Below are 25,749 nucleotides of genomic sequence, written 5' to 3' on the forward strand. Positions count from 1 at the left end.
ACACCTCTTTTTCTTATTTCTTTTTATGATTTAATACGGCATTGAGGACAATAGCAAGTAGGCTGGCTACGACGATTCCGTTTGAGAAGAACATTTGGAATGCTGTCGGCATGCTGACAAAGAGATTACTGTTGTTAAGTCCGACACCTGCAGCGATGGAGACTGCTGCGATAAGGAAGTTGTGTTCATTGTTAGCAAAGTCAACACGGGCGAGGATTTGCATCCCTTGAATTGATACAAAACCAAACATCACCAGCATGGCACCACCGAGGACAGGGCTCGGAATGATTTGGGCAAGGGCGCCAAACTTAGGAAGGAGTCCAAGGAGAATAAGGAACCCAGCTGCGTAGTAGATTGGCAGGCGTTTCTTGATACCTGACAATTTAACCAAACCAACGTTTTGTGAAAATCCTGTGTAAGGGAAGGTGTTAAAGATTCCTCCGAGAAGTACTGCCAAGCCTTCTGCGCGGTAACCGTTGCGAAGGCGCGTGCTGTCGATTGGGTCTTTCGTGATATCAGACAAGGCTAGGTAAACACCAGTTGACTCAACCATAGACACCGTTGCGATGATACACATCATGACAATAGATGAGATTTCAAAGGTTGGCATCCCAAAGTAGAGGGGAGTTGGGACATGGACGAGCGGCGCTGCCGCAACAGGAGAGAAGTCCACCAAACCCATGCTAGCAGCAATGGCAGTTCCAACAACCAGACCAATCAAAATAGAGATAGACTTGATAAATCCTTTGGTAAAGATGTTAATCAAGAGGATAATCACAACGGTAATAGCTGCAAGCAAGAGACTTTGACCAGTTGGCTCTGGAACGTTATTTCCCATATTTCCAATAGCGACAGGGATCAAGGTTAAACCAATCGTGGTAATTACAGAACCTGTTACGATAGATGGGAAGAGATTGGCCACTTTTGAGAAGATGCCTGAAACAAGAACCACGTAAATCCCAGATGCGATAAGGGCACCAAACATAGCGCCACTACCATGGCTTTGTCCAATCATAATCAAGGGAGCGACGGATTGGAAGGCAACGCCGAGAACGACTGGGAGTCCAATCCCAAAGTATTTGTTGAGTTGGAGTTGGAGGAAGGTTGCCACCCCACACATGAAGATATCTGTAGAAATCAGGTAGGTCAATTGCTCAGTTGAATAGCCAAGAGCTGTCGCAATCATGATGGGAACCAGGATAGATCCTGAGTACATAGCTAGTAAGTGTTGCAAGCCAAGAACGGCTGCTTGCGAATGTTTTTCTTGAGTTTGCATTAGAGATCTGCCTCCTTAAAAATAACTTGACCATTTTCAAAACAATCCAAACGAGCGAGTGATAGGACAGGATAGCCTGCTTTTTCAAGCAAATCACGGCCATCTTGGAAAGATTTTTCAATCACAATACCGATAGCTTCGACTGTGGCACCAGCTTGTTCGATGATTTGAATCAAGCCTTTGGCAGCTTGGCCATTAGCAAGGAAGTCGTCGATAATCAAGACCTTGTCCTCTGGTGAGAGGAATTTTCCAGCGATAGAAACGGTGCTGGTTACCTGCTTGGTAAAGGAGTAAACTTCGGCAGTTAAGATTCCTTCGTTCATAGTGATGTTTTTAGCTTTTTTAGCGAAAATCATGGGAACGTTTAAGGCTTCCGCTGTAAAAACGGCTGGGGCAATACCCGACGCTTCAATGGTTACGACCTTGGTAATGCCAGCAGCAGTAAATTTTTCCGCAAAAACCTTACCAATCTCTCGCATCAAGCTAAAGTCAACTTGGTGGGTTAAAAAGGAATCTACCTTGAGGATGTTATCACCCAAGATATGCCCATCCTTGAGGATGCGCTCTTCTAATAATTTCATAAGACCTCCTAAAGTCTAAAAGCCAGTTTACTTGTTGGTTAAATATTTCTATAGTGATCCAGTTTGCTAGTACTATATATTTGATAAAACTAGTACGAGCGAAGCGAGTCTTATCAAATATTTCCCGTTGTAGTGGTATCATAGACAATAATCTTGTTATTGTCTATGACGGGATTTTTGAGACTTTTGGCTCAAAAATTAGGGATGAAATTCCGAAGGAAGTTGCTCCCGTCCGCACTAATTAAGGGAAATATTAAAAATATTCAAAAAGGACCTACTTAATCTCTAAGTAAGTCCCCAAAATAGGCATGGCAAAAACGACCATACCTCACTTCTGACTTACTTATTGTTAGGTGTTCCGGCACCTTGTAGAAACGTCGTGCCAATTCACGACATAAACAAGTAAAACGATATTCAATTTTAAATAGGCTTGAGCTAATGTTTCTATTTTACACTAAATAACTTTAGAAATCAAATGTTTTGTGAGTGTTTTGGTTTAAAAAACGAACAAATATAATAAAAATGGGCAAAAAATAACTTATTAGCTAACATTTAGAAGGTTTTTCCATCATAAAAGGCATATTATCAAGATTTTTCAAGATCTGACAATATGCCTTTTTCTGATTTGAAAGATTTCTTCTAGTCTCTACTCACTAAATCTTAAAAAATAGCCATCTGGATCCAAGACTGCAAATTCATGAGGGTAAATAAAGCTCTCTCCCACTCGAAATTCTCTTTTTGTCAGGGGACGATGGATAGGATAGTCAGCTTCCAGCAGTTTTTGGTGGAGCTGAGGAACATCTGCAATGCCAAAGGAAATATTGACACCGCGCCCGAAAGGATAGGTCAGCTGAGCTAATTCTTCTGCGCTTCCTTCTTCTAGCATAAGTTGGCAGTCTTCAAGCGAGAGGAAGAGAAATTTCTCCTCTGGACGCTCGTATTCGACAGAAAATCCCAGCAAGTCGCAGTAGAAGTGGCTTGATTTTTCGAGGTCAGATACTACAAATTCAGGAATGACAGCTTGATAGTCCATTAGCTTTCTCCTTAGAGCTCAATCTCCATGACAATGGGTGTGTGGTCTTGGCGAGCACCTGAGTCAATCATATCAGACTTGGTCACCTTGTCAGCCACGCGGTTGCTTGTCAGCCAGTAGTCGATTCTCCAGCCTGTATTGTTGATTTTAGAAGTTTTGCTACGTTGTGCCCACCAAGTGTAGCGTTCTGGTACATCGCCATGAACATGACGGAAGGTGTCGGTAAATCCAGTTGCCAAAAGGTTGGTAAATCCAGCACGTTCTTCGTCGGTAAATCCAGGTGAACGGCGGTTGCTAGCAGGATTTGCAAGGTCGATTTCATTATGGGCTACGTTATAGTCACCAGTCGCAAGGACTGGTTTTTCTTTGTCTAGTTCAGCCAAGTACTCAGCATATTTGACATCCCAGACTTGGCGTTCTTCCAAGCGTTTGAGACCATCGCCAGCGTTTGGAGTGTAAACTTGGGTCACGAAAAATTCATCAAATTCCAAGGTGATGATGCGACCTTCCAAGTCCATGGTAGAAGGGGCACCGATTTCTGGGAAGCTGATAGTTGGTGTAAGTTCTTTCTTATAGAGGAACATGGTTCCAGCATAGCCTTTGCGGGCAGGTTCTTGGGAAGAGCGCCACGTATTTTCGTAGCCTGGGAAGAGTTCTTCTAAAATTTCCAAGTGTTTCTTTGTAGGACCCTTAGCAGAAAGCTTGGTTTCTTGGATAGCAATGATATCAGCATTTTCAGCGACCAAGGTTTGTAGGACTTCTTGGGACAATTTGGCACGAGCTGAGTCACTTGTTAGGGCAGCATTGAGGGAATCAATATTCCATGAGATAAGTTTCATAAAGTTACCTTTTTCATTCAGATTATAGATTTTATTATACCAAAAAAAGGTTTATTTCCCCAACGTATGGTTTGAAAAATTACTCTTTAGACTTTATCCTGAGAAAATAAAAATTCCCTAAACTATTTAGAAAAAACTCTAAATAGCTCTTGTGTTTAGAATAGAAAGGAGTATAATGTTATTTAGAAAAACATCTAAATAGAAAGTGAAGTTACATATATGTCAAATAAGAGAACAATCCTTCTTTTTGTGGTCTTGGCTTATGCCCTTGCTTGGATAATATGGTTGGCACTATGGCTAAGTGGTGTTGGTCTAAATTCTCCATGGAGTCAACTTGCTAGTATTGTAGCCATGTGGATGCCTGCACTTGCAGTCTTTATTTTAGGGAAAATCACGAATCAACCTAGTGGAATCAAATCTAAATTAGTTGTGAATCTCAAGAGCAACTGGCGCTTTTACTTACTAGCTATCTGGTTACCAGCAGTCATCAGTTTTTTAGGAGCGGGACTTTATTTTCTTGTATTTTCTAGCAATTTCAGCCTTGGTTTTGAATCTATTCAAGCTATTTTACAAGAAAAAGGTGTCTCTCAATCAACCATTCCCTTATCTTTCTTGGCCTTGATTCAAATCCTATCTAGTTTGACCTACGCTCCTTTTCTTAATAGTTTCTTTGCATTGGGAGAGGAAATTGGTTGGCGTGGCTATCTTTACCCAGCTCTAAGAGGACGCTTTTCAAGAGTCCAGACTCATGTCTTGCTTGGTCTCATTTGGAGTCTTTGGCATTTACCAATCAATTTGCAAGGCTATAATTATGGACTATCTTATTTTGCTTATCCTGTTTTGGGAGTTGTCGCCATGTTTCTATTTTGTTTTAGCCTAGGAATATTGTTAAGCTGGTTGTTGGAAAAGACAGGTTCTATCTGGGCTTCTGCCCTATTTCATGGGGCAATCAATGCAACTGCAGGTCTTGGTTTACTCTTCCAATTACCAGGAGAAAAAATTTCAAGCCTCTTGATTTTAGGCCCATCACCGACAGGGATGCTATCAGTTCTACCTTGCTTAGTCCTAGCCCTACTAATATTACAAAGGGAAAGGAGTCATTATGAGTTTTGCAAATAGTTTTAAAGCCTTATCTCATCCAGTTAGGAGAGAGATTTTGAATTTACTCAAAACAGGTAGATTATCTGCAGGAGAAATTGCCAGTTATTTCGAGTTGACAGGTGCAACGATTTCACACCATCTCACGATTTTGAAAGCAGCGGATTTAATTCATGAAATGAAAGAAAAAATTTTATTTATTATGAGTTAAATACATCGGTTTTAGAGGATATAATGGTTTGGTTAGCAGATCTGAAAGGAGATCATTTTGATGAAGATAAAAATCAATAAGAAATTGGTATTATTTACGAGCATTCTCATCCTACTACCTTCCCTTGTAGGTTGTGTTTTCTGGAATCAATTACCAGAGGAGATACCCACTCATTTTAATCTACTGGGTCAAGCAGATGGCTACAATCATAAAATGTTTGCTATCTTTGGATTACCTACTCTCATGCTTTTGATGCATTGGTTGCTTCTATTTATAATGATTAAGGATCCTAAATCTAGCAATATCAGTTCAAAAATACAACTTTTGATTTACTGGATTATTCCTTTTGTATCTTGTCTATTAATGATTTCTATCTTCGGAGAATCTTTGGGTTATTCCATGATGAGTGGGCTACTAGCTCAGATTTTTATGGGAGTCGTGATGATCGTAATTGGAAATTATCTACCAAAAACACACCGAAATTATATAATCGGTATTCGACTACCGTGGACCTTGGAGAATGATGAAAACTGGAGAAAAACGAATCGCCTAGCTGGAAAAATTTGGGTATTAGGAGGATTGTTATTGTTTCTAAATTCCTTTGTGCAACTATATGTTTACTGGGTATTCTTCTTGACACTTTTCTTTGTAGTGATAATTCCTAGTGTCTATTCTTATCAATTATCAAAATCAGAATCTTGAAATAGCTACTGGAGTCATTAGTTTGAGAAGTTGGTCTGATATGTCTATTTCCCCAACGTATGGTTTGAAAAATCACCCTCTTTCATTTATAATGAAGAATGATTTTATGAAAAGGTGTGAAAATAAATGAAATTTTACTCATATGACTATGTGCTTAGTCAAATCAGTCAGCAAAATGGAATTATGATTGGCTTTGGGATTGTGCTCCTAGCTATCACAGGATTTTTTGCTTTTAAGGCTTATCGTGATAAAAAGGGAACTAAATTTCGGGAATTGGTCATGATTTTGGCTTTGACTTTGGTAGCCATGCTTTTGGTGACGATTTCAAAATATCAGACCAATCAAGCCTCTAACAATCAATTTCAAACTTCCCTTCATTTCATAGAGGTTGTTTCCAAAGACTTGGGAGTGGATAAATCAGAAGTTTATGTCAATACTTCAGCTGCCACTGATGGAGCGCTTGTCAAGGTAGGTACAAATGTCTACCGTGCTATGAACGGGAGCGAACCAGACAAGTATCTTTTAGAGAAATTAGAATTGCATCAAACAGACGCTATTGAATTGGTGGAGGTAAACAAATGACGCTCAACTATATGGAAATTTTAATCAAACTAGCATTGGGTCTCTTTTCGCTTGTTTTTGTTATTAATGTGACAGGAAAGGGGAACCTGGCGCCTAACTCTGCGACAGACCAAATTCAGAACTATGTTCTCGGTGGAATCATCGGTGGGGTAATTTACAATAGTTCAATCAGCATTCTCCAGTATGCAGTGATTTTGATGATGTGGACGATTTTGGTCTTGACCCTCAAATGGCTCAATAACAATGTTCGTTTTGTCAAACGCTTGATTGATGGCAAGCCAACTCTCCTCATCAAAAATGGGAAGATTGACCCAGAAGCCTGCCGTTCAGTTGGTTTGTCTGCATCGGATGTAGCCCTCAAACTTCGTAGTCAAGGGATTTTCCAGATGAAACAAGTCAAACGAGCTGTGCAGGAGCAAAATGGCCAACTTATCGTGGTCCAAATGGGAGATGAAAATCCTAAGTATCCAGTTGTGACTGACGGTGTGATTCAAGTTGATGTTTTGGAGTCGATTGGTCGTAGCGAAGAGTGGCTGCTTGATAATCTTAGCAAGCAAGGGCATGACAATGTAGCCAATATCTTTATCGCTGAGTATGACAAGGGTGCTGTTACAGTCGTAACCTATGAATAAGAAAAACCTGGGGTCTTGTACTCTTCAAAAATCTCTTCAAACTGCGTCAACGTCGCCTTGCCGTATGTAGGTTACTGACTTCGTCAGTTCTATCTACAACCTCAAAGCAGTGCTTTGAGCAACCTGCGGCTAGTTTCCTAGTTTGCTCTTTGATTTTCATTGAGTATTGGCCTCAGGTTTCCATTTGCAATCAGAGAGGGATTTTATGTCCATTATTCAAAAACTTTGGTGGTTTTTCAAGTTAGAAAAACGCCGTTATCTAGTCGGGATTGTGGCCCTGGTCTTGGTTTCCGTCCTCAATCTAATTCCCCCAATGGTTATGGGGCGGGTCATTGATGCCATCACTTCGGGGCAATTAAGCCAGCAGGACTTGCTTTTGAACCTCCTTTATCTGCTTCTTGCAGCTTTGGGTATGTACTATCTACGCTATGTTTGGCGCATGTATATCCTTGGGACTTCCTATCGTCTGGGGCAGATTATGCGCTCTCGCTTATTTGAGCATTTCACAAAAATGTCTCCAACCTTTTATCAAACCTATCGGACGGGGGACCTGATGGCGCATGCCACCAATGATATCAATGCCTTAACTCGTTTGGCAGGGGGAGGGGTCATGTCAGCGGTGGATGCCTCTATCACAGCTTTGGTGACCTTGTTGACCATGCTCTTTAGCATTTCATGGCAGATGACCTTGGTTGCCATTCTTCCCCTGCCTTTCATGGCTTATGCGACCAGTCGTTTAGGGAGAAAGACCCACAAGGCCTTTGGCGAATCCCAAGCTGCCTTTTCCGAACTTAATAACAAGGTACAGGAGTCCGTATCAGGTATCAAAGTGACCAAGTCTTTCGGTTACCAGGCGAACGAGCTAAAGTCCTTTCAGGCAGTCAATGAATTGACCTTCCAAAAGAACCTACAAACCATGAAATACGATAGTCTCTTTGACCCCATGGTTCTCTTATTTGTTGGTTCCTCCTATGTTTTAACGCTCTTGGTAGGCTCTTTGATGGTTCAGAAAGGGCAGATTACGGTTGGGAATCTAGTTACCTTTATAAGCTACTTGGATATGCTGGTTTGGCCTCTCATGGCCATCGGCTTCCTCTTTAATATTACCCAGCGAGGGAAGGTTTCTTACCAGCGGATTGAGGAACTCTTGTCTCAGGAATCACCTGTACAAGACCCTGAGTTTCTTTTAGATGGTATTGAAAATGGGCGCTTGCAGTATGCCATTGATAGCTTTGCCTTTGAAAATGAGGAAACGCTGACAAATGTTCACTTTAGTTTGGAAAAAGGGCAAACACTGGGCTTGGTCGGGCAAACAGGCTCTGGGAAAACGTCCTTGATCAAACTCCTCTTGCGTGAATACGATGTGGATAAGGGAGCTATTTATCTGAATGACCACGATATTCGGGACTATCGTCTGACAGATCTTCGTAGTCTTATGGGCTATGTTCCTCAGGACCAGTTTCTCTTTGCGACTTCGATTTTAGACAATATCCGCTTTGGCAATCCTAACTTGTCCCTTTCAGCGGTCGAGGAAGCGACCAAGCTAGCTCAAGTTTACCAAGATATTGTAGCCATGCCTCAGGGATTTGATACGTTGATTGGTGAAAAGGGAGTTAGTCTTTCTGGTGGTCAAAAGCAACGTCTGGCTATGAGTCGGGCTATGATTTTAGACCCTGATATCTTGATTTTAGATGATTCCTTGTCCGCCGTGGATGCCAAGACAGAGTATGCGATTATCGACAATCTCAAGGAGACGCGTAAGGACAAGACAACCATTATTACAGCTCATCGCCTCAGTGCAGTTGTCCATGCAGATTTGATTTTAGTCCTGCAAAATGGACAGATTATCGAACGAGGCAGGCACGATGACCTGCTAGCCTTGGATGGCTGGTATGCCCAAACCTACCAGTCTCAGCAGCTGGAAATGAAGGGAGAAGAAGATGCAGAATAAGAAAGAACAATGGACTGTATTGAAGCGCTTGATGTCCTATCTCAAGCCTTACGGCCTCCTGACCTTTTTGGCACTCGGTTTTCTCCTAGCGACGACGGTCATTAAAAGTGTCATTCCCCTTGTGGCTTCCCACTTTATCGACCAGTATCTCAGCAATCTCAATCAACTTGCCGTTACCGTTTTGCTGGCCTACTATGGCCTTTATATCCTACAAACGCTGGTCCAGTATGTCGGCAATCTTCTCTTTGCGCGGGTGTCTTACAGTATTGTTAGGGATATTCGTCGAGATGCCTTTGCCAATATGGAGAAGCTGGGCATGTCTTATTTTGACAAGACGCCAGCAGGCTCTATCGTCTCTCGTTTGACAAATGACACCGAGACTATCAGTGATATGTTTTCAGGGATTTTATCCAGTTTTATCTCAGCAGTTTTCATCTTTCTGACAACCCTTTATACCATGTTGGTGCTGGATTTTCGTTTGACAGCATTAGTATTGCTCTTTCTCCCCTTGATTTTCCTTTTGGTCAATCTCTATCGGAAAAAATCAGTGAAAATCATTGAGAAAACCAGAAGTCTCTTGTCAGATATCAATAGCAAGCTGGCTGAAAACATCGAGGGAATCAGAATAATCCAGGCCTTTAATCAAGAGAAGCGCCTGCAGGCAGAATTTGATGAAATTAACCAAGAACACTTGGTCTATGCCAACCGTTCTGTGGCCTTGGATGCCCTCTTTTTACGTCCTGCCATGAGTTTGCTGAAACTCCTAGGCTATGCTGTCTTGATGGCCTACTTTGGCTATCGTGGACTTTATCTGGGAATAACAGCAGGAACCATGTATGCCTTTATCCAGTACATCAACCGCCTTTTTGACCCCTTGATTGAAGTAACGCAAAACTTTTCAACCTTGCAAACGTCCATGGTGTCTGCAGGCCGTGTCTTTGCCTTGATTGATGAGAGGACCTATGAGCCCCTTCAAAAAGATGGGCAAGCCAAAGTCCAAGAAGGCAATATTCGTTTTGAACATGTGTGTTTTTCATATGACGGGAAACATCCGATTCTGGATGATATTTCCTTTTCAGTTAACAGGGGAGAAACCATTGCCTTTGTAGGTCATACAGGTTCTGGGAAATCGTCTATTATCAATGTCCTTATGCGCTTTTATGAATTCCAGTCAGGGCGAGTTCTCTTGGATGGTGTGGATATTAGAGACTACAGTCAGGAAGAGTTGAGAAAGAACATTGGGCTGGTCTTGCAAGATCCCTTCCTCTATCACGGGACTATCAAGTCCAATATCGCCATGTACCAAGACATTAGTGATGATCAGGTTCAGGCTGCAGCTGCCTTTGTCGATGCAGATTCCTTTATCCAAGAACTTCCGCAGGGTTACGACTCCCCTGTGTCTGAGCGTGGTTCGAGTTTTTCAACTGGTCAACGCCAGCTTCTTGCCTTTGCCAGAACAGTAGCTAGTCAGCCTAAAATCTTGATTTTGGATGAAGCGACAGCCAATATTGACTCTGAAACAGAAAGCTTAGTTCAAGCTTCTCTGGCTAAGATGAGACAGGGGCGGACAACCATTGCCATCGCTCACCGCCTTTCTACTATCCAAGATGCCAACTGCATCTATGTCTTGGACAAGGGGCGCATTATCGAGAGTGGCACTCATGAGGAACTCTTGGCTCTGGGAGGAACCTATCACAAGATGTATAGTTTGCAAGCAGGAGCCATGTCCTAATACTCTTTGATTTTCATTAAGTGTAAGAAGGAAATCATTCAAATTACAGATTTCTTTCACCGCCTTTTCCATTTTGTGGTATAATGAAAAATGTTGACAAATAGTATAATAAAAACAAAGGAGAAACAGCATGCTGAAATGGGAAGACTTGCCCGTGGAAATGCAATCAAGCGAGGTTGAGTCTTACTACCAGCTTGTCTCTAAAAGGAAGGGTTCGCTGATTTTCAAGCGTTGTTTGGACTGGGTTCTAGCCTTGGTCTTACTGGTTCTGGCCTCACCCATCTTTCTCATCTTGAGCATTTGGATCAAGTTGGATAGCAAGGGGCCAGTGATTTACAAACAAGAGCGCGTGACCCAGTACAATCGATCTTTCAAGATTTGGAAGTTTCGTACTATGGTAACGGATGCGGATAAAAAAGGCAGTCTGGTGACTTCTGCTAACGATAGCCGCATTACCAAGGTTGGCAATTTTATCCGCCGTGTGCGTTTGGACGAACTGCCTCAACTGGTCAATGTTCTTAAAGGCGAGATGTCCTTTGTAGGGACGCGTCCTGAAGTGCCACGCTACACGGAACAGTACAGCCCTGAAATGATGGCGACCTTGCTCTTGCCAGCAGGGATTACTTCTCCAGCTAGCATCAACTACAAGGATGAGGACACCATCATCAGTCAAATGACGGAGAAAGGTCTGTCGGTTGACCAAGTCTATGTCGAACACGTCCTTCCTGAAAAGATGCGCTATAACCTCGACTATCTCCGAGAATTTAGTTTCCTTGGAGACATCAAAATCATGTTTCAAACCGTGTTTGAAGTGCTAAAATAAAGTAGTCATGAGAAAATGAGTACAGATAAAAGGAGCAAATCAATGCCAAATTACAATATTCCATTTTCACCACCCGATATTACGGAAGCAGAAATTGCTGAAGTAGCGGATACCCTGCGTTCTGGTTGGATCACAACAGGTCCTAAGACAAAAGAACTAGAGCGTCGCTTGTCTCAATACACACAGACGCCTAAGACTGTCTGTCTCAACTCTGCGACTGCCGCTCTTGAGTTGATTTTGCGTGTCTTGGAAGTGGGACCTGGTGATGAAGTCATTGTTCCAGCCATGACCTATACAGCTTCATGTAGTGTCATCACTCACGTGGGAGCAACCCCTGTCATGGTGGATATCCAAGCAGATACTTTTGAGATGGACTATGACTTGCTTGAGCAAGTCATTACTGAAAAGACTAAAGTGATTATTCCGGTTGAGCTTGCGGGGATTGTTTGCGACTATGACCGTTTGTTCCAAGTTGTGGAGAAGAAACGGGATCTCTTTACCGCTTCAAGCAAGTGGCAAAAGGCCTTTAACCGTATTGTGATTGTTTCTGATAGTGCCCATGCTTTGGGATCAACTTATAAAGGACAACCAGCTGGTTCTATCGCTGACTTTACCTCTTTCTCTTTCCATGCCGTTAAGAACTTTACAACGGCAGAGGGTGGAAGTGCCACTTGGAAATCCAATCCAGCGATTGATGATGAGGATATGTACAAAGAATTCCAAATTCTTTCCCTTCACGGTCAAACTAAAGATGCTCTTGCTAAGATGCAGCTGGGTTCATGGGAATACGATATCGTCACACCAGCCTACAAGTGCAACATGACCGATATCATGGCTTCGCTTGGTTTGGTACAATTGGACCGTTACCCAAGTTTGCTACAACGTCGTAAGGACATCGTGGACCGCTATGATCGTGGTTTTGCAGGTTCTCGTATCCGTCCATTGGCACACAAGACTGATAGTGTCGAATCTTCACGCCACCTCTACATCACCCATGTAGAAGGTGCTAGCCTAGAAGAACGCAATCTCATCATCCAAGAATTGGCCAAAGCAGGAATTGCAAGTAACGTCCACTACAAACCACTTCCGCTCTTGACAGCCTATAAGAATCTTGGCTTTGATATGGCCAACTATCCCAAGGCCTATGCCTTCTTTGAAAATGAAATTACGCTTCCACTTCATACTAAACTAAGCGATGAAGAAGTAGACTATATCATTGAGACTTTCAAAACAGTTTCTGAAAAAGTGCTAACTTTATCAAAAAAATCGTAAAAAAGTCTTGACAAAGAAAAACAAAGTATTAAAATAAGTTCAACAAATCAGAAAAGTAACTATTTTTGATCTTCAGGGAGCCTGTGGTGATTGTGAACAGGTGGTTGGAATTAGTGAAAGTGGGCTGATTTTAAAAATGAATTTGAAACAATGAAAATTCGGTGCGCACACCTTACAGTGCAACTTGTTGTTAGACAAGGCAGAGATGTAAAGGAATAGTCCCTTTATAATTGAGGTGGCACCGCGTTACCAACGCCCTCACATGGAAGCATATTCTGTGTGTGGGCTTTTTTCTATCCGTCGTTTTGTTTATTTTTTATTAGGGCGTTAAGTCGCTTTGATGAACTTATACTCAATGAAAATCAAAGAGCAAACTAGGAAACTAGCCGCAGGCTGTACTTGAGTACGGCAAGGCGACGTTGACGTGGTTTGAATTTGATTTTCGAAGAGTATTGAGTTCTATCTGCAGCTCCTTGCCTACTACTAAAAGCAAACAAAAAGGCCGGATTCATACAGAAAGAGGAAAAATTTTATGACAACTAAAGGTTATTTTGGACAATTTGGTGGTAGTTTTGTACCGGAGCCGATTCAGGCTTTGTTGGATGAGTTGGAAGTGACATTTGACAAGTACAAGGATGATCCAGAATTTTTGGCAGAATTTCGCCATTACTTAAAGGACTATTCAGGTCGCGAAACACCGCTCTATTTTGCAGAAAGTTTGACAGAGCACCTAGGTGGAGCTAAGATTTATCTCAAGCGCGAAGACCTTAACCACCTTGGTTCTCACAAGCTTAACAACGTTTTAGGGCAAATCCTTCTTGCCAAACGTATGGGCAAAAAACGAGTAATCGCAGAAACAGGAGCTGGTCAGCACGGTGTTGCGACAGCAGCGGCTGCAGCTAAGTTTGGTATGGCCTGTGATGTCTACATGGGGGCAGAGGATGTGGAACGTCAACGTCTCAATGTCTTCCGAATGGAGATGATGGGAGCAACTGTTCACGCAGTTGAAACAGGGACTCGTACCCTCAAAGATGCTGTTGATGCAGCCTTTGGAGCATGGATGAATGATTTGGAAGCCTTTTATGTTCTGGGATCTGCTGTGGGACCTCACCCATATCCTACCATTGTTCATGAGTTCCAAAAGGTCATCAGTGAAGAATCTCGTCGTCAAATCTTAGAAAAAGAAGGTCGTTTACCAGACTACGTTATTGCCTGTGTAGGTGGTGGTTCTAATGCTATTGGTGCATTTTCTCAGTATGTGGCTGATGAAGAAGTTAAATTGGTTGGGGTTGAAGCTGCTGGTCACGGACTTGACACAGACAAACACGCATCAACTATGACAAAAGGTAGTATCGGAATTGTTGACGGTATGAAGACCTATGCAGTCTTTAAGGAAGACGGAGAGCTAGCTCCAGTTTACTCTATCTCAGCTGGATTGGACTATCCAGGGGTTGGCCCAGAACACGCCTACTTCAAAGATTCAGGTCGCGTGGAATATGTCGCTGCGACAGATGAAGAAGCTGTTCAAGCCCTGCTCCTTCTAAGCAAGACTGAAGGGATTATCCCAGCCATTGAAAGCTCACACGCTATAGCAGAAGCAGTTAAACGCGCACCGAAACTAAGTAAAGACGACATTATCATCATCAATGTCTCTGGTCGTGGAGACAAGGACGTAGCTGCGATTGCAGACTACCTAGAAGCTAAAAAATAATAGATGGAAAAATTACAGTCCTTTCTCTCACAGAGAGCTTGTGGTTGCTGGAAACAAGCAGAGAAAACTGTAAGGTTGGGTCCATCTGAAATAAGAGAAGAAAACATAATTCTCAAGGGAGTGCCCTTTATCGCACAGCCTGTTACAGGAGGTATCTGAGACAGGAATGAGAGATAGGAGAAATCCTATAATTGAGGTGGCACCGCGAATTTCGTCCTCACGCAAGTTATTTTGCGTGGGGATTTTTATATATTTACCGCAGATATTGCGATTAATTTTTTAAATATTTTCAATAAATAGGTCGTTATAGAATATTTACGAACGAAGTGAGTTTCTAAAAGATGTTTCCCGCCATAGTGGTATCCTAATAGAAGCAAATATACTTCTATAGGATGGAATTTTTGAGAGTAAAATAGTTCGGGGAACTATTTTAGCCTGAGCCTAGAAATGAATGAGCGAGGAGCTCAAAAATTAGGTCTTTCATTTCATGGATTTCTAAAATCATCCACTGGATAATTTTACCTCCCGTCCGCACTGTTTAAGGGAAATAGAAAAAAGATAAAAAATTAAAAATAAGGAACTGAAAGGGAAATACAATGGAACGAATCATTCATGGAGATGTCTTATCACCAATCTTGGCTTATATGCGCCTACAGGGGCAACACAAGGTTATTTTAGAAAGTATTCCGAGAGACAAGGAAACAGCTCGTTTTTCTATCTTAGCCTATAATCCAGTTTTTGAGATTAAGTTTGAAAATGGAGTTCTTTATCAAAATGGTCAAGTGATTGATCAGGATCCCTTAGATTTCCTTTATGAAGTGACTCATAAGAGCCAGCACCATTCAGATCTACCTTTTGGTGGTGGGGCAATTGGTTTTGTTGGTTACGATATGATTTCGCTTTATGAAGAAATTGGTCAAATCCCTGAGGATACAATTGGAACGCCAGACATGCATTTCTTCGTTTATGAGAGTTACATGGTCTTTGACCACAAGAAGGAGAAAATCCATGTCATCGAGGATACTCTCTATAGTGAGCGAAGTCAAGAAGACTTGGAAAAAGCCTTGAACCAAGTGCTTGAGGAATTACGCATTCCTGCTCCAAATGAATTTGAAGACTTGGATCTATCTCCGTTAGACTTCAAACCCCATATCGCTCCTCAGAAGTTTGAGGAAATGGTGGAAACAGCTCGTGACTTGATTCGTAATGGCGATATGTTCCAATGCGTGCTCAGTCAGCGCTTCTCAGCAGAAGTTACTGGAAATCCATTTGACTTCTACAGAAATCTCCGCGTGACTAATCCTTCTAATTACCTTTATTTCTATGACTTTGGGGATTATCAAATCATCGGTGCCAGTCCAGAAAGTTTGGTTTCTGTCAAAAATGGCATCGTGACAACCAATCCGATTGCAGGGACACGACCAAGAGGAGCTACGGATGAAGAAGACAAGGCTTTGGCGACAGACCTACTTTCGGATGAGAAGGAAACAGCAGAACATAGGATGTTGGTAGACTTGGGACGTAACGATATTGGCCGCATTTCTGAAACGGCCAGTGTCCAAGTCACTAAGTATATGGAAGTGGAGCTCTTCCGTTATGTCATGCATTTGACCAGTGTGGTCAAGGGGCGTTTGCTTCCAGAACTCACTGCCATGGATGCCTTGAAAGCAACACTTCCAGCTGGAACAGTGTCAGGAGCACCTAAGATTCGAGCGATGAGACGCATCTATGAACTGGAAACAGAAAAACGGGGCGTATACGCAGGAGCAATCGGCTACTTGTCTGCGACGGGTGATATGGATTTTGCCATTGCCATCCGAACTATGATTCTCAAAAATCAAACAGCCTATGTGCAGGCTGGGGCAGGGATTGTCTACGATTCTATCGCCCAAAACGAATACCAAGAAACCATTAATAAGGCTAAATCTATGACTAGAATTGGAGAACTAAGACCATGATTTTATTGATTGACAACTATGATTCTTTTACCTATAACTTGGCCCAATACATTGGGAATTTTGCAGAAGTACAGGTCTTGAGAAATGATGATCCTAAGCTGTATGAAGAGGCTGAAAAAGCAGATGGTCTGGTCTTTTCTCCTGGTCCTGGTTGGCCAGTTGATGCTGGAAAGATGGAAGACATGATTCGTGATTTTGCTGGCAAGAAGCCGATTCTTGGGATTTGTTTGGGTCACCAAGCCATCGCAGAAGTCTTTGGTGGCAAGTTAGGTTTGGCTCCAAAAGTCATGCATGGGAAACAGAGCAATATCAGCTTTGAAGCGCCATCTGTTTTGTATCAAGGTATCGAGGATGGCCGTGCGGTCATGCGTTACCACAGTATTTTAATTGAAGAAATGCCAGAAGAATTTGAAGTGACAGCTCGTTCGACTGATGACCAAGCCATCATGGGGATTCAACACAAAAACCTACCGATTTATGGCTTCCAGTACCATCCAGAGAGCATTGGAACGCCAGATGGCTTGTCTTCTATTCGGAATTTTATCGAGAAGGTTGTAAAGTGAGGAAACTAGGATGAAAGAGATTATTGAAAAACTAGCAAAATTTGAAAATTTATCAGGTGTGGAAATGACGGATGTCATTGAGCGTATCGTAACTGGGCGTGTAACGGAGGCGCAGATTGCTTCTCTCCTTTTGGCTCTTAAGATGAAGGGGGAAACACCTGAAGAACGCACAGCCATTGCTCAAGTCATGAGAGGGCATGCTCAACATATTCCAACTGAAATCCATGATGCTATGGACAACTGTGGTACAGGAGGCGACAAGTCTTTCAGCTTTAATATTTCCACAACTGCAGCCTTTGTCTTGGCTGGTGGCGGTGTTCATATGGCAAAACACGGTAACCGCTCGATTTCTTCTAAATCTGGATCTGCAGATGTCCTTGAAGCCTTGGGCATCAACCTAGACCTTAAACCAGCTGAACTAGGTAAGGTCTTTGATAAAACTGGAATCGTCTTTCTCTTTGCTAAAAATATGCACCCAGCTATGAAATATATCATGCCAGCTCGTTTGGAATTGGGAATTCCAACGATTATGAACTTGACTGGTCCCCTGATTCATCCAATGGCTTTAGAAACACAGCTTCTTGGAATTAGCCGTCCAGAACTTCTAGAAAGTACAGCTCAGGTTTTGAAAAATATGGGTCGCAAACGTGCCATCGTGGTTGCTGGACCAGAAGGTTTGGATGAAGCTGGTTTGAATGGAACAACCACGATTGCTCTTCTTGAAAATGGTGAAATTACCTTGTCGAGCTTTACTCCAGAGGATTTGGGAATGGAGCGCTACGCTATCGAAGATATTCGTGGAGGAAATGCTCAGGAAAATGCAGAAATTTTGCTTAGTGTTCTTCAAAACGAACCAAGTCCATTCTTGGAAACGACAGTTTTAAATGCTGGTCTTGGTTTCTATGCTAATGGTAAGGTAGCTAGTATCAAGGAAGGAATTGCCTTGGCTCGTCAAGTGATTGTTAGTGGCAAGGCCCTTGAAAAACTCAGACTGTTACAGGAGTACCAAAAATGAGTCAGGAATTTTTAGCACGAATTTTGGAGCAGAAGGCGCGTGAGGTAGAGCAGATGGAGCTGGAGGAGATCCAGCCCCTACGCCAGACCTATCGCTTGGCTGAATTTTTGAAGAATCACCAAGACCGTTTACAGGTAATCGCTGAAGTCAAGAAAGCTAGCCCTAGTCTGGGAGATATCAATCTCGATGTGGATATTGTGCAACAGGCCCAGACTTATGAAGCGAACGGCGCAATGATGATTTCTGTTTTGACAGATGAAGTTTTCTTTAAAGGGCATTTGGATTATCTGCGGGAGATTTCCAGTCAGGTAAACATTCCGACGCTCAATAAGGACTTTATCATTGATGAAAAGCAAATCATCCGAGCTCGTAATGCTGGTGCAACGGTCATCCTACTCATTGTGGTCGCCTTGTCAGAAGAACGTCTCAAGGAACTGTATGACTACGCGACAGAGCTTGGTCTGGAAGTTTTAGTGGAGACTCACAATCTAGCTGAACTAGAAGTGGCTCACAGACTTGGTGCCCAGATTATTGGGGTCAATAATCGCAACTTGACCACCTTTGAAGTTGACTTGCAGACCAGTGTAGATTTGGCTAAACATTTCAAAGATGATTGCTTGTACATTTCTGAATCTGCTATTTTTACAGGACAGGATGCGGAACGAGTAGCCCCATACTTTAACGGAATTTTGGTAGGGACAGCTCTTATGCAGGCAGAAGATGTGGCCCAGAGAATCAAGGAGTTGCAGATTGACAAAGGTTAAGATTTGTGGACTATCGACCAAAGAAGCGGTGGAAACAGTCGTATCAGCAGGAGCAGACTACATCGGTTTTGTCTTCGCACCTAGTAAAAGACAGGTGAGCTTGGATCAGGCTGCTGAGCTGGCAAAGCTTATTCCTGCAGATGTCAAAAAGGTTGGTGTATTTGTTTCACCGAGTCGGGCAGAACTGCTAGAAGCGATTGACAAGGTTGGCTTGGACTTGGTTCAAGTTCACGGTCAGATGGCAGATGATTTATTTGAGAATTTGCCTTGTGCCAGCATTCAGGCGGTGCAGGTGGATGGAGAGGGTCATGTGCCCAATTCTCAGGCAGACTATCTACTCTTTGATGCCCCTGTGGCTGGGAGTGGCCAGACCTTTGACTGGGGTCAACTGGATACGACAGGATTAACTCAGCCTTTCTTTATCGCAGGTGGGCTTAATGAAGACAATGTAGTAAAAGCAATTCAACACTTTACTCCCTATGCAGTAGATGTATCGAGCGGAGTGGAGACAGATGGACAAAAAGATCATGAAAAGATTAGAAGATTTATAGAGAGGGTAAAGCATGGCATATCAAGAACCAAATAAAGATGGATTTTACGGAAAATTCGGCGGACGTTTTGTCCCAGAAACATTAATGACAGCAGTTTTGGAGTTGGAGAAGGCCTATCGTGAAAGTCAGGCAGACCCAAGTTTCCAAGAGGAATTAAACCAACTCTTGCGTCAGTACGTGGGACGCGAAACTCCCCTTTACTACGCAAAAAACTTGACCCAGCATATCGGCGGAGCCAAGATTTATCTTAAACGTGAAGACCTCAACCATACAGGGGCTCACAAGATTAACAATGCCTTAGGACAAGTTTTGCTTGCCAAACGCATGGGTAAAAAGAAAATTATCGCTGAAACAGGTGCTGGTCAGCACGGTGTGGCAACTGCAACTGCTGCAGCCCTCTTTAACATGGAATGTACTATCTACATGGGTGAGGAAGATGTCAAACGCCAAGCCCTCAATGTGTTCCGTATGGAGCTTTTGGGAGCTAAGGTTGAGGCAGTGACAGACGGTTCGCGCGTGCTCAAGGATGCGGTCAATGCAGCCCTTCGTTCATGGGTAGCTAATATTGATGATACCCACTATATCCTTGGTTCTGCCTTGGGGCCTCATCCATTCCCAGAAATCGTTCGTGACTTCCAAAGTGTTATTGGTCGAGAAGCTAAACAACAGTACCGTGACTTGACAGGTAAAAATCTACCAGATGCCTTAGTAGCCTGTGTTGGTGGTGGTTCTAATGCCATCGGTCTCTTCCATCCATTTGTAGAAGATGAATCAGTAGCTATGTATGGAGCTGAAGCAGCAGGACTTGGTGTGGATACGGAGCACCATGCAGCTACCTTGACTAAGGGTCGTCCTGGTGTTCTTCACGGTTCTCTCATGGATGTGCTCCAAGATGCCCATGGTCAAATTCTTGAAGCCTTCTCTATTTCAGCAGGCTTGGACTATCCTGGTATCGGTCCAGAACATTCTCACTACCACGATATTAAACGTGCCAGCTATGTCCCTGTGACAGACGAAGAAGCCTTGGAGGGATTCCAACTCTTGTCTCGCGTGGAAGGGATTATCCCAGCCTTGGAATCTAGCCATGCTATCGCCTTTGCGGTGAAATTGGCCAAAGAACTCGGTCCAAACAAGTCCATGATTGTCTGCCTATCAGGTCGTGGGGACAAGGATGTGGTTCAAGTCAAGGACCGCTTGGAAGCAGATGCAGCAAAGAAGGGAGAAGCACATGCCTAAGACACTAACAGAAAAATTGAACGCTATTAAAGCAGCTGGAAAAGGAATTTTCGTTCCTTATATCATGGCTGGTGACCACGAAAAAGGTTTGGATGGACTTGGGGAAACAATCCACTTTTTAGAAGATTTGGGTGCCTCTGCAATTGAAGTGGGCATTCCCTTTTCAGACCCTGTTGCAGATGGACCTGTTATCGAAGAAGCTGGCTTGCGCAGTTTAGCCCACGGGACCTCTACACAGGCTTTGGTTGAAACCTTGAAAACCATTGAAACAGAGATTCCGCTGGTCATCATGACCTACTTCAACCCCCTCTTTCAGTACGGTGTTGAGAACTTTGTCAAAGATTTGGCAGATACAGCGGTTAAGGGCTTGATTATTCCAGACTTGCCTCATGAGCATGCCAACTTTGTAGAACCATTTTTGGCAGATACAGATATCGCCTTGATTCCCCTAGTTAGTTTGACGACAGGGATTGAGCGCCAGAAAGAATTAATTAAAGGGGCAGAAGGATTTGTCTATGCGGTTGCCATCAATGGGGTGACAGGGAAATCTGGCAATTACCGCGCAGACTTGGACAAGCACTTGGCACAATTGCATCAAGTGGCCGATATCCCAGTCTTGACAGGTTTTGGCGTATCTAGTCAAGCCGATGTAGAACGCTTCAATGCAGTGTCAGATGGCGTTATCGTCGGTTCAAAAATCGTAAAAGCTCTCCACCAAGGAGAGCCGATTCAGGACTTTATCAAACAAGCAGTAGATTACCAAAAATAATCATGCAAGCAGCAAGTAAGAGGAAAGGCACGAAAGGAAGTCTTTCCTTTTTCTTTTGCAGGAGAAAGGCTAGAATTCCCATCGCAGAAGCAAACTGAATCAAGATGAGTAATTCTGTTGCGCTAAAGATGAGAGCACAAGAAGCTAAAAAGAGAAAATCCCCTGCGCCCATGCGGATATCGATAAAATGAGCCAAAAAGCCAAGAGCAAGGAAAAAGACCATGACCAGATTCCAGCTAGAGCCGGCCATTAGGATTAGGTGGAAAGTCATCCAGACCAGTAGGGGATATTCCTGATGGCGAAAGTCGTAGATGCTCAAGGTCAAACCAGCAGTGATTAGGATGACTTGCCCCAAGGAAAGCAATTCCCAAGACCAAGCCAGAAAGAGGAGTCCTAAGCCTAGTTCAAAGAGGGCATACCAGACAGGATAAGGAGCCTTGCAGTAGCGACAGCGAAAGCGATTGAGCACCTGCGAGAGAATCGGAATCAAATCTAAGGGACGCAAGGGAGTCTGACAGGAATCGCAGTGACTAGCCGGGCGGATAATGGATTGCTCTGGGAAACGGTCAATAACCAAACCAAGAAAGGAAGCGAGAATGCTCCCGACTAGAAAAAAATAAATATCAATCATACTTATCTATTCGGAAAAAATTGGAGAAGTAGTATAATGGAGAAACATAGACAAGATAGTGAGGGCAAGATGATAATTCGTTTTGAAGAAAAGGTGAGCACAGAAAACGCTCAGCTCGTATGCCAATGGTCCAACTCCCTTGGCAAATCCTTTCAAGAACAATGGATGGGAACAATGATTCCTTTTCCCTTGACCATTCAAGTTTTGCAAGAGTTGGAAGGGATCTTTTCAATCTTTGAAGGACAAGAGTTTGTGGGGCTTATCCAGAAAATCAGGCAAGAAAACAGCAATCTTCATATCGGGAGATTTTTTATCAACCCCCAGAAACAGGGGCAAGGCTTAGGTAGTCAGGCTTTCAGGAAATTTGTTAGTTTGGCCTTTGAAAATGGAGACATAGATAGTGTCTCTCTAAATGTCTATGAGGCAAATCAAGTAGCCAAGCACCTCTATCAAAAAGAAGGATTTGAAATTGTTCAAACCATTGAAGCACCTGTACGAAAATACCTTATGAAAAAGTTTAGGTAGAAAGCAAAAAAGCCTTGGTTCCCAAAGCTTTTTTATGTTATAAACTCATTAAAAGAACCCCCAGTTAGATTTGGAATATTTTTTATTCTGTGTCACATAAAAATAAATAAAATGAATGGCTATAGCTAGAGCTAAAATGGTTGTTATACTCACTACTATTATAGGATTAGAAGCAAAGATTAAAGAGAGAATCAAGGCAGTCAGATAGAGTGTCGCTTGGACACAGTAGTAACTTTTCGAATAGCGAAGATAATGTTTGTTATAGGGCCCATTTACTAGGACAGCAGCTTGAAAGAAGCCAAATCCGATATAAGAGAAGCTGGTTGCAAAGAGAAGATTAGCTTCAGGATTCAGAAGAAAACTCATCGAAACGGTCATCATCATAAGTCCAATGAAAATAGGATAGTGACTGTAAATTAGAAATAGTCCCTTTTGATTAGATTTTTCATCAATAGCATGGTCGAATTGACCAAAATAAAACAAGAACAGAGAAAGCATAATAATGAAATAAAGAACCGAATAAATCGAGAAATTCTCGATTGTAAAGAAGTTAGCTAGCTCCATAATCATCTCTCCAAACGTAATAATGACAAGAAGGGAGATGCGCTCGATTAAATGGGGGAGATTTACCTGGTAATGCTTATCTTTACTAAGCAAGATAATTGGCATAATAAATGTTAGCAGAATACTAGCAAATAAGACAGAGACTCCAACGTAAATAGGAAGAAGAGCTGCTAGGTAGACTCCTAAACTTCCTAGACTGGTTATCCATAGAAAACCTTTGATACTTTCCCGATTAACATCATCGGTTGATTTTCTAAAAAATTCAACCAAATATTGAAAAAATAAGGTAAGGGTTAATGTACCAATAGCCCAACAGAGATAATGAAAATATTGTTGCCAATCAGGTCCAATCATATTGGCTATAAAGAGTAAAATTCCCATTTTGATAAACATGATTACTATGTTAAATAAAGAGTTCTTTCCATAGCGATTGGTATAATCGGTTTGAATCATCCAGGAATCGATGAGAAACAAAGTAGCAATGAAAAAATCAAGGAAAGAATTCCAAGTCAAAATACCGTTATGAAGATGGTCAATTAAAGTAGTTACTTTTGAAATTGCAAAAACAAAAACTAAGTCATAAAAAAGTTCTGAAAATTCTACACGTTTATGTTTAATAAGAGTTGTCATCTTAAGACCTTTCTATTTTAGAAGTACAATTTATTATAACAGAAAATGGTAATGAGAGAAAAGGATATGCTTAAATAACTTTATGTGGCGCTAATGAACTGCGCCACAAAAGTTAGGTTTTTTCTGTCCAACTTTTGAGGTCAGTACAGAAGGGCCGCTTTTTCTATCGTTTTTAGTGCTAAGACTACACAAAAAAGCCTTGAATTTCAAGGTTTTTCCTGTTGATTTAGATGCCCCCTACAGGGATTTGGAAAGGACTTTCATATTGAGAGCAATTAAAAATATTGAAATATAAGTGATTTTAGGTATTTTCAATGTCATGATTTAAAAATGGGACAAAAGTGGGGCAAAAACCATACAGATTCTAAACTGTATGGTTCTTTTTTTATCTAACCAAGAAAGGTTAAAACTTATTAAAACAAATGCAATCAACTGTTGAAAACTTTTTAGTCCGTGTAATATAAAAACAAGTAAAAAGTTGAACTATAGGGAATATTGTGTCATAATAGGTAATAGATGAATAATTAATAGATTGGAAATAATGCTTTCTTACCTTAACAAGTTGAATTGGTTATACATTTTTTCGTCGCAATTGTGTCTATCTCTCGAGTTTAGCTAGTTTTTATAAGCTCTGGCTTCTAATCAATATAACAAATTTTAGAAGTGCATAAGACAAGATGGTGACATTACTACAGTCATTTCTAGTCACCATATGTTGCTGGCACAGGCTGTTTGTAGTGTTGGCTATTTACTAGTCAGTTTAATCGGAGTGTTTAATTTTTATTGTTGAAAGGTTTTTATATGGCGAAAATTCTATCTTTAGGTCTGACAGGTAAGAAATTACTTGCTCAGGGGTTCTTGTTTGTTCTGCTAGGTCTCATCTTGATGGTCACGGGGACTTGGTTGCCAGTAAAGGTTATTCGACTGGTTCTGTTTTTAGCTTGGATAGCAACGGTCTTAGATTTAGTATTACGTATTTTCAAAAAAAGTCAGTCAACGGACACCTTGGGAGTTGCACTGGTTAAATTGTTAGTGCTGGGATATTTGCTTGGCTCCAATCTTGCGACGGATGTGCCGATTTATATTTTGGCTCTTGTGATTGGAGTTTATCAGATTTTTCATGCTAGTATTAACCTTGTCACCTATGTTCTCTACCGCAAAAACAAAATTCGACCTCGTTTTCGTCTCTTACTAGATGGACTCGTACTAGTTTTTCTTGGTGGGACTAGTCTTTTGTCCTCTACAGGAAATTCTGTCTTTCAACTCTTTGTATTAGGGGCTTATTTTTTCCTTTATGGTCTGTCCAATATCCGTGACGGTTTCTTATTTGAAGGGGAAATTGGGAAAAACCATCTCAAACGTCGTATTAGAATTAGCTTACCTATTGTCCTAGCCGCTCTCATCCCTGCAAGAACTTTAGCAAAAATCAACAAATTCATGCAGGAAAATGCTGATGAGAGAGAGGATATCCATCTTGGAATGGTGAAGTCTGGTAAGACAGCGGAGCTTGAAATTTTTGTTCATACAGCTGAGACCTCTCTGTTTTCGGCAATTGGTCATGTGGATATCTGCTATCAAGGCCGTGTTATTTCTTATGGCAACTATGATCCGTCTTCTGAGACCTTATTTGGCATGGTAGGAGATGGTGTCTTATATTTCTGTGATCGTGACAAGTACATTGACCTATGTAAACGTGAGAGTCAAAAAACGCTTTTTGGTTATGGGATAGATTTGACGCCTGAAATGGAAAAAGCAGTTCAGAAAAAGTTGGCTGAATTGAAACAACTGACGATTCCATGGGAGCCAAGTGCAGATAAAATCATGACAGGTGATGGTAAGGAAGACTACACCTACGCTTATAAAATCAGACATGAGACAGATGGGGAACTTTATAAATTTATCAAATCTAAGTTTAAATCCTACTTTGTCTTATCTACAAACTGTGTGCTCTTGGCTGATACCATAGTCGGTCAGGCTGGCACCGATATCCTCTCACCCAAAGGATTTATCGCACCAGGAACTTACCAAGCTTACCTTGACCGAGAGTTTGAAAAACCAAATAGTATAGTCGTATCTAAACATGTTTATTAAGGAGAATTT

24 protein-coding genes, 1 pseudogene, 1 riboswitch and 1 other annotated feature are annotated in these 25,749 nt (G+C 42.0%); of the genes and pseudogenes, 19 read left to right on the forward strand and 6 right to left on the reverse strand.

Translation table 11 applies throughout. The features are described from left to right. Positions 1 to 13: 13 nt before the first annotated feature. From SK629_RS02615 to SK629_RS02630, 4 genes are all read right to left on the reverse strand, one after another. Positions 14 to 1,276, reverse strand: coding sequence for a nucleobase:cation symporter-2 family protein (locus tag SK629_RS02615; RefSeq protein ID WP_042900448.1), 1,263 nt, complete (start codon positions 1,274 to 1,276; stop codon positions 14 to 16). Then, positions 1,276 to 1,857: a xanthine phosphoribosyltransferase gene (locus tag SK629_RS02620; protein ID WP_042900449.1), complete on the reverse strand. Its 582-nt coding sequence runs from the start codon at positions 1,855 to 1,857 to the stop codon at positions 1,276 to 1,278. Before SK629_RS02620 ends, SK629_RS02615 begins: the two co-directional genes overlap by 1 nt. Before the next feature lie 326 nt (positions 1,858 to 2,183). Beyond that, positions 2,184 to 2,279: riboswitch (purine riboswitch) on the reverse strand. A gap of 224 nt (positions 2,280 to 2,503) precedes the next feature. Further along, positions 2,504 to 2,890: a bleomycin resistance protein gene (locus tag SK629_RS02625; RefSeq protein WP_042900450.1), complete on the reverse strand. Its 387-nt coding sequence runs from the start codon at positions 2,888 to 2,890 to the stop codon at positions 2,504 to 2,506. A gap of 11 nt (positions 2,891 to 2,901) precedes the next feature. Next, the gene (locus SK629_RS02630; protein ID WP_042900451.1) at positions 2,902 to 3,729 is read right to left on the reverse strand and encodes an exodeoxyribonuclease III; all 828 of its coding nucleotides are present in this window, start codon (positions 3,727 to 3,729) and stop codon (positions 2,902 to 2,904) included. Between the two features lie 219 nt (positions 3,730 to 3,948). On the opposite strand from SK629_RS02630, the gene SK629_RS02635 reads away from it, so the two are divergent. The 17 genes and pseudogenes from SK629_RS02635 to trpA all read left to right on the forward strand — a co-directional run bounded on the left by SK629_RS02635 (position 3,949) and on the right by trpA (position 21,299). Then, positions 3,949 to 4,848 (forward strand): CPBP family intramembrane glutamic endopeptidase, encoded by a 900-nt coding sequence (locus tag SK629_RS02635; protein WP_042900452.1) that lies wholly within the window; start codon positions 3,949 to 3,951, stop codon positions 4,846 to 4,848. After that, positions 4,832 to 5,118, forward strand: a pseudogene (locus SK629_RS02640) (autorepressor SdpR family transcription factor). Before SK629_RS02635 ends, SK629_RS02640 begins: the two are co-directional and overlap by 17 nt. After that, positions 5,099 to 5,740 carry an SdpI family protein gene (locus SK629_RS02645; protein ID WP_080710182.1) on the forward strand — a complete coding sequence of 214 codons (642 nt, stop codon included), beginning with the start codon at positions 5,099 to 5,101 and terminating at the stop codon, positions 5,738 to 5,740. The pseudogene SK629_RS02640 and the gene SK629_RS02645 overlap by 20 nt, the downstream one beginning before the upstream one ends. A 126-nt stretch (positions 5,741 to 5,866) precedes the next feature. Further along, a complete protein-coding gene (locus tag SK629_RS02650) occupies positions 5,867 to 6,322 on the forward strand; it encodes a DUF3290 family protein (protein ID WP_042900453.1) in 456 nt (151 codons plus the stop codon). Beyond that, entirely contained in the window at positions 6,319 to 6,954 is a 636-nt protein-coding gene (locus SK629_RS02655) for a DUF421 domain-containing protein (protein WP_042900454.1), read from the forward strand. The genes SK629_RS02650 and SK629_RS02655 overlap by 4 nt, the downstream gene beginning before the upstream one ends. Before the next feature lie 205 nt (positions 6,955 to 7,159). Beyond that, a complete protein-coding gene (locus tag SK629_RS02660; protein ID WP_042900455.1) occupies positions 7,160 to 8,905 on the forward strand; it encodes an ABC transporter ATP-binding protein in 1,746 nt (581 codons plus the stop codon). Beyond that, entirely contained in the window at positions 8,895 to 10,637 is a 1,743-nt protein-coding gene (locus tag SK629_RS02665) for an ABC transporter ATP-binding protein (RefSeq protein ID WP_042900456.1), read from the forward strand. The genes SK629_RS02660 and SK629_RS02665 overlap by 11 nt, the downstream gene beginning before the upstream one ends. Positions 10,638 to 10,767: 130 nt before the next feature. Then, positions 10,768 to 11,460 (forward strand): sugar transferase, encoded by a 693-nt coding sequence (locus SK629_RS02670; RefSeq protein ID WP_042900457.1) that lies wholly within the window; start codon positions 10,768 to 10,770, stop codon positions 11,458 to 11,460. A 42-nt stretch (positions 11,461 to 11,502) separates the two neighbouring features. Continuing rightward, entirely contained in the window at positions 11,503 to 12,732 is a 1,230-nt protein-coding gene (locus SK629_RS02675; RefSeq protein ID WP_042900458.1) for a DegT/DnrJ/EryC1/StrS family aminotransferase, read from the forward strand. 532 nt (positions 12,733 to 13,264) lie between these two features. After that, complete coding sequence (gene trpB / locus SK629_RS02680; RefSeq protein ID WP_042900459.1) at positions 13,265 to 14,443, forward strand: tryptophan synthase subunit beta; 1,179 nt, start codon at positions 13,265 to 13,267, stop codon at positions 14,441 to 14,443. After that, positions 14,434 to 14,665 (forward strand) — a binding site (T-box leader). It overlaps the preceding gene by 10 nt. A gap of 374 nt (positions 14,666 to 15,039) precedes the next feature. Next, a complete protein-coding gene (gene trpE, locus SK629_RS02690) occupies positions 15,040 to 16,401 on the forward strand; it encodes an anthranilate synthase component I (protein ID WP_042900461.1) in 1,362 nt (453 codons plus the stop codon). Further along, positions 16,398 to 16,964, forward strand: coding sequence for an aminodeoxychorismate/anthranilate synthase component II (locus tag SK629_RS02695; protein ID WP_042900462.1), 567 nt, complete (start codon positions 16,398 to 16,400; stop codon positions 16,962 to 16,964). Before trpE ends, SK629_RS02695 begins: the two co-directional genes overlap by 4 nt. A gap of 10 nt (positions 16,965 to 16,974) precedes the next feature. Beyond that, positions 16,975 to 17,979 (forward strand): anthranilate phosphoribosyltransferase, encoded by a 1,005-nt coding sequence (gene trpD / locus SK629_RS02700; protein WP_042900463.1) that lies wholly within the window; start codon positions 16,975 to 16,977, stop codon positions 17,977 to 17,979. Beyond that, entirely contained in the window at positions 17,976 to 18,743 is a 768-nt protein-coding gene (gene trpC / locus SK629_RS02705) for an indole-3-glycerol phosphate synthase TrpC (RefSeq protein ID WP_042900464.1), read from the forward strand. Before trpD ends, trpC begins: the two co-directional genes overlap by 4 nt. Then, complete coding sequence (locus SK629_RS02710; protein WP_042900465.1) at positions 18,730 to 19,329, forward strand: phosphoribosylanthranilate isomerase; 600 nt, start codon at positions 18,730 to 18,732, stop codon at positions 19,327 to 19,329. Before trpC ends, SK629_RS02710 begins: the two co-directional genes overlap by 14 nt. Continuing rightward, positions 19,307 to 20,530, forward strand: a complete 1,224-nt coding sequence (trpB, locus tag SK629_RS02715; RefSeq protein WP_042900466.1) for a tryptophan synthase subunit beta — start codon at positions 19,307 to 19,309, stop codon at positions 20,528 to 20,530. Before SK629_RS02710 ends, trpB (SK629_RS02715) begins: the two co-directional genes overlap by 23 nt. Then, entirely contained in the window at positions 20,523 to 21,299 is a 777-nt protein-coding gene (trpA, locus tag SK629_RS02720) for a tryptophan synthase subunit alpha (protein ID WP_042900467.1), read from the forward strand. Before trpB (SK629_RS02715) ends, trpA begins: the two co-directional genes overlap by 8 nt. Here trpA and SK629_RS02725 read toward each other — a convergent pair. Beyond that, positions 21,271 to 21,930 carry a prepilin peptidase gene (locus SK629_RS02725; RefSeq protein ID WP_042900468.1) on the reverse strand — a complete coding sequence of 220 codons (660 nt, stop codon included), beginning with the start codon at positions 21,928 to 21,930 and terminating at the stop codon, positions 21,271 to 21,273. The two genes, trpA and SK629_RS02725, sit on opposite strands and share 29 nt — an antisense overlap. Before the next feature lie 69 nt (positions 21,931 to 21,999). Here SK629_RS02725 and SK629_RS02730 point away from each other — a divergent pair, with 69 nt between their 5' ends. Next, positions 22,000 to 22,455, forward strand: a complete 456-nt coding sequence (locus SK629_RS02730; protein ID WP_042900534.1) for a GNAT family N-acetyltransferase — start codon at positions 22,000 to 22,002, stop codon at positions 22,453 to 22,455. A gap of 48 nt (positions 22,456 to 22,503) precedes the next feature. Here the strand turns inward: SK629_RS02730 and SK629_RS02735 are convergent, their stop codons facing one another. After that, positions 22,504 to 23,649 (reverse strand): low temperature requirement protein A, encoded by a 1,146-nt coding sequence (locus tag SK629_RS02735; protein WP_042900469.1) that lies wholly within the window; start codon positions 23,647 to 23,649, stop codon positions 22,504 to 22,506. An 801-nt stretch (positions 23,650 to 24,450) separates the two neighbouring features. Here SK629_RS02735 and SK629_RS02740 point away from each other — a divergent pair. Then, positions 24,451 to 25,740 (forward strand): membrane protein, encoded by a 1,290-nt coding sequence (locus SK629_RS02740; RefSeq protein ID WP_001062781.1) that lies wholly within the window; start codon positions 24,451 to 24,453, stop codon positions 25,738 to 25,740. Positions 25,741 to 25,749: the final 9 nt, after the last annotated feature.

This window comes from Streptococcus mitis, from assembly GCF_000722695.1.
Taxonomy (GTDB): domain Bacteria; phylum Bacillota; class Bacilli; order Lactobacillales; family Streptococcaceae; genus Streptococcus; species Streptococcus mitis_O.

Excerpts from the sequence above, each read along its gene's own strand:
- SK629_RS02615 (WP_042900448.1), bottom strand. The coding sequence starts at position 1,276 with ATGCAAACTCAAGAAAAACATTCGCAAGCAGCCGTTCTTGGCTTGCAA.
- SK629_RS02620 (WP_042900449.1), bottom strand. The coding sequence starts at position 1,857 with ATGAAATTATTAGAAGAGCGCATCCTCAAGGATGGGCATATCTTGGGT.
- SK629_RS02625 (WP_042900450.1), bottom strand. The coding sequence starts at position 2,890 with ATGGACTATCAAGCTGTCATTCCTGAATTTGTAGTATCTGACCTCGAA.
- SK629_RS02630 (WP_042900451.1), bottom strand. The coding sequence starts at position 3,729 with ATGAAACTTATCTCATGGAATATTGATTCCCTCAATGCTGCCCTAACA.
- SK629_RS02635 (WP_042900452.1), top strand. The coding sequence starts at position 3,949 with ATGTCAAATAAGAGAACAATCCTTCTTTTTGTGGTCTTGGCTTATGCC.
- SK629_RS02645 (WP_080710182.1), top strand. The coding sequence starts at position 5,099 with ATGAAGATAAAAATCAATAAGAAATTGGTATTATTTACGAGCATTCTC.
- SK629_RS02650 (WP_042900453.1), top strand. The coding sequence starts at position 5,867 with ATGAAATTTTACTCATATGACTATGTGCTTAGTCAAATCAGTCAGCAA.
- SK629_RS02655 (WP_042900454.1), top strand. The coding sequence starts at position 6,319 with ATGACGCTCAACTATATGGAAATTTTAATCAAACTAGCATTGGGTCTC.
- SK629_RS02660 (WP_042900455.1), top strand. The coding sequence starts at position 7,160 with ATGTCCATTATTCAAAAACTTTGGTGGTTTTTCAAGTTAGAAAAACGC.
- SK629_RS02665 (WP_042900456.1), top strand. The coding sequence starts at position 8,895 with ATGCAGAATAAGAAAGAACAATGGACTGTATTGAAGCGCTTGATGTCC.
- SK629_RS02670 (WP_042900457.1), top strand. The coding sequence starts at position 10,768 with ATGCTGAAATGGGAAGACTTGCCCGTGGAAATGCAATCAAGCGAGGTT.
- SK629_RS02675 (WP_042900458.1), top strand. The coding sequence starts at position 11,503 with ATGCCAAATTACAATATTCCATTTTCACCACCCGATATTACGGAAGCA.
- trpB (WP_042900459.1), top strand. The coding sequence starts at position 13,265 with ATGACAACTAAAGGTTATTTTGGACAATTTGGTGGTAGTTTTGTACCG.
- trpE (WP_042900461.1), top strand. The coding sequence starts at position 15,040 with ATGGAACGAATCATTCATGGAGATGTCTTATCACCAATCTTGGCTTAT.
- SK629_RS02695 (WP_042900462.1), top strand. The coding sequence starts at position 16,398 with ATGATTTTATTGATTGACAACTATGATTCTTTTACCTATAACTTGGCC.
- trpD (WP_042900463.1), top strand. The coding sequence starts at position 16,975 with ATGAAAGAGATTATTGAAAAACTAGCAAAATTTGAAAATTTATCAGGT.
- trpC (WP_042900464.1), top strand. The coding sequence starts at position 17,976 with ATGAGTCAGGAATTTTTAGCACGAATTTTGGAGCAGAAGGCGCGTGAG.
- trpB (WP_042900466.1), top strand. The coding sequence starts at position 19,307 with ATGGCATATCAAGAACCAAATAAAGATGGATTTTACGGAAAATTCGGC.
- trpA (WP_042900467.1), top strand. The coding sequence starts at position 20,523 with ATGCCTAAGACACTAACAGAAAAATTGAACGCTATTAAAGCAGCTGGA.
- SK629_RS02725 (WP_042900468.1), bottom strand. The coding sequence starts at position 21,930 with ATGATTGATATTTATTTTTTTCTAGTCGGGAGCATTCTCGCTTCCTTT.
- SK629_RS02730 (WP_042900534.1), top strand. The coding sequence starts at position 22,000 with ATGATAATTCGTTTTGAAGAAAAGGTGAGCACAGAAAACGCTCAGCTC.
- SK629_RS02735 (WP_042900469.1), bottom strand. The coding sequence starts at position 23,649 with ATGACAACTCTTATTAAACATAAACGTGTAGAATTTTCAGAACTTTTT.
- SK629_RS02740 (WP_001062781.1), top strand. The coding sequence starts at position 24,451 with ATGGCGAAAATTCTATCTTTAGGTCTGACAGGTAAGAAATTACTTGCT.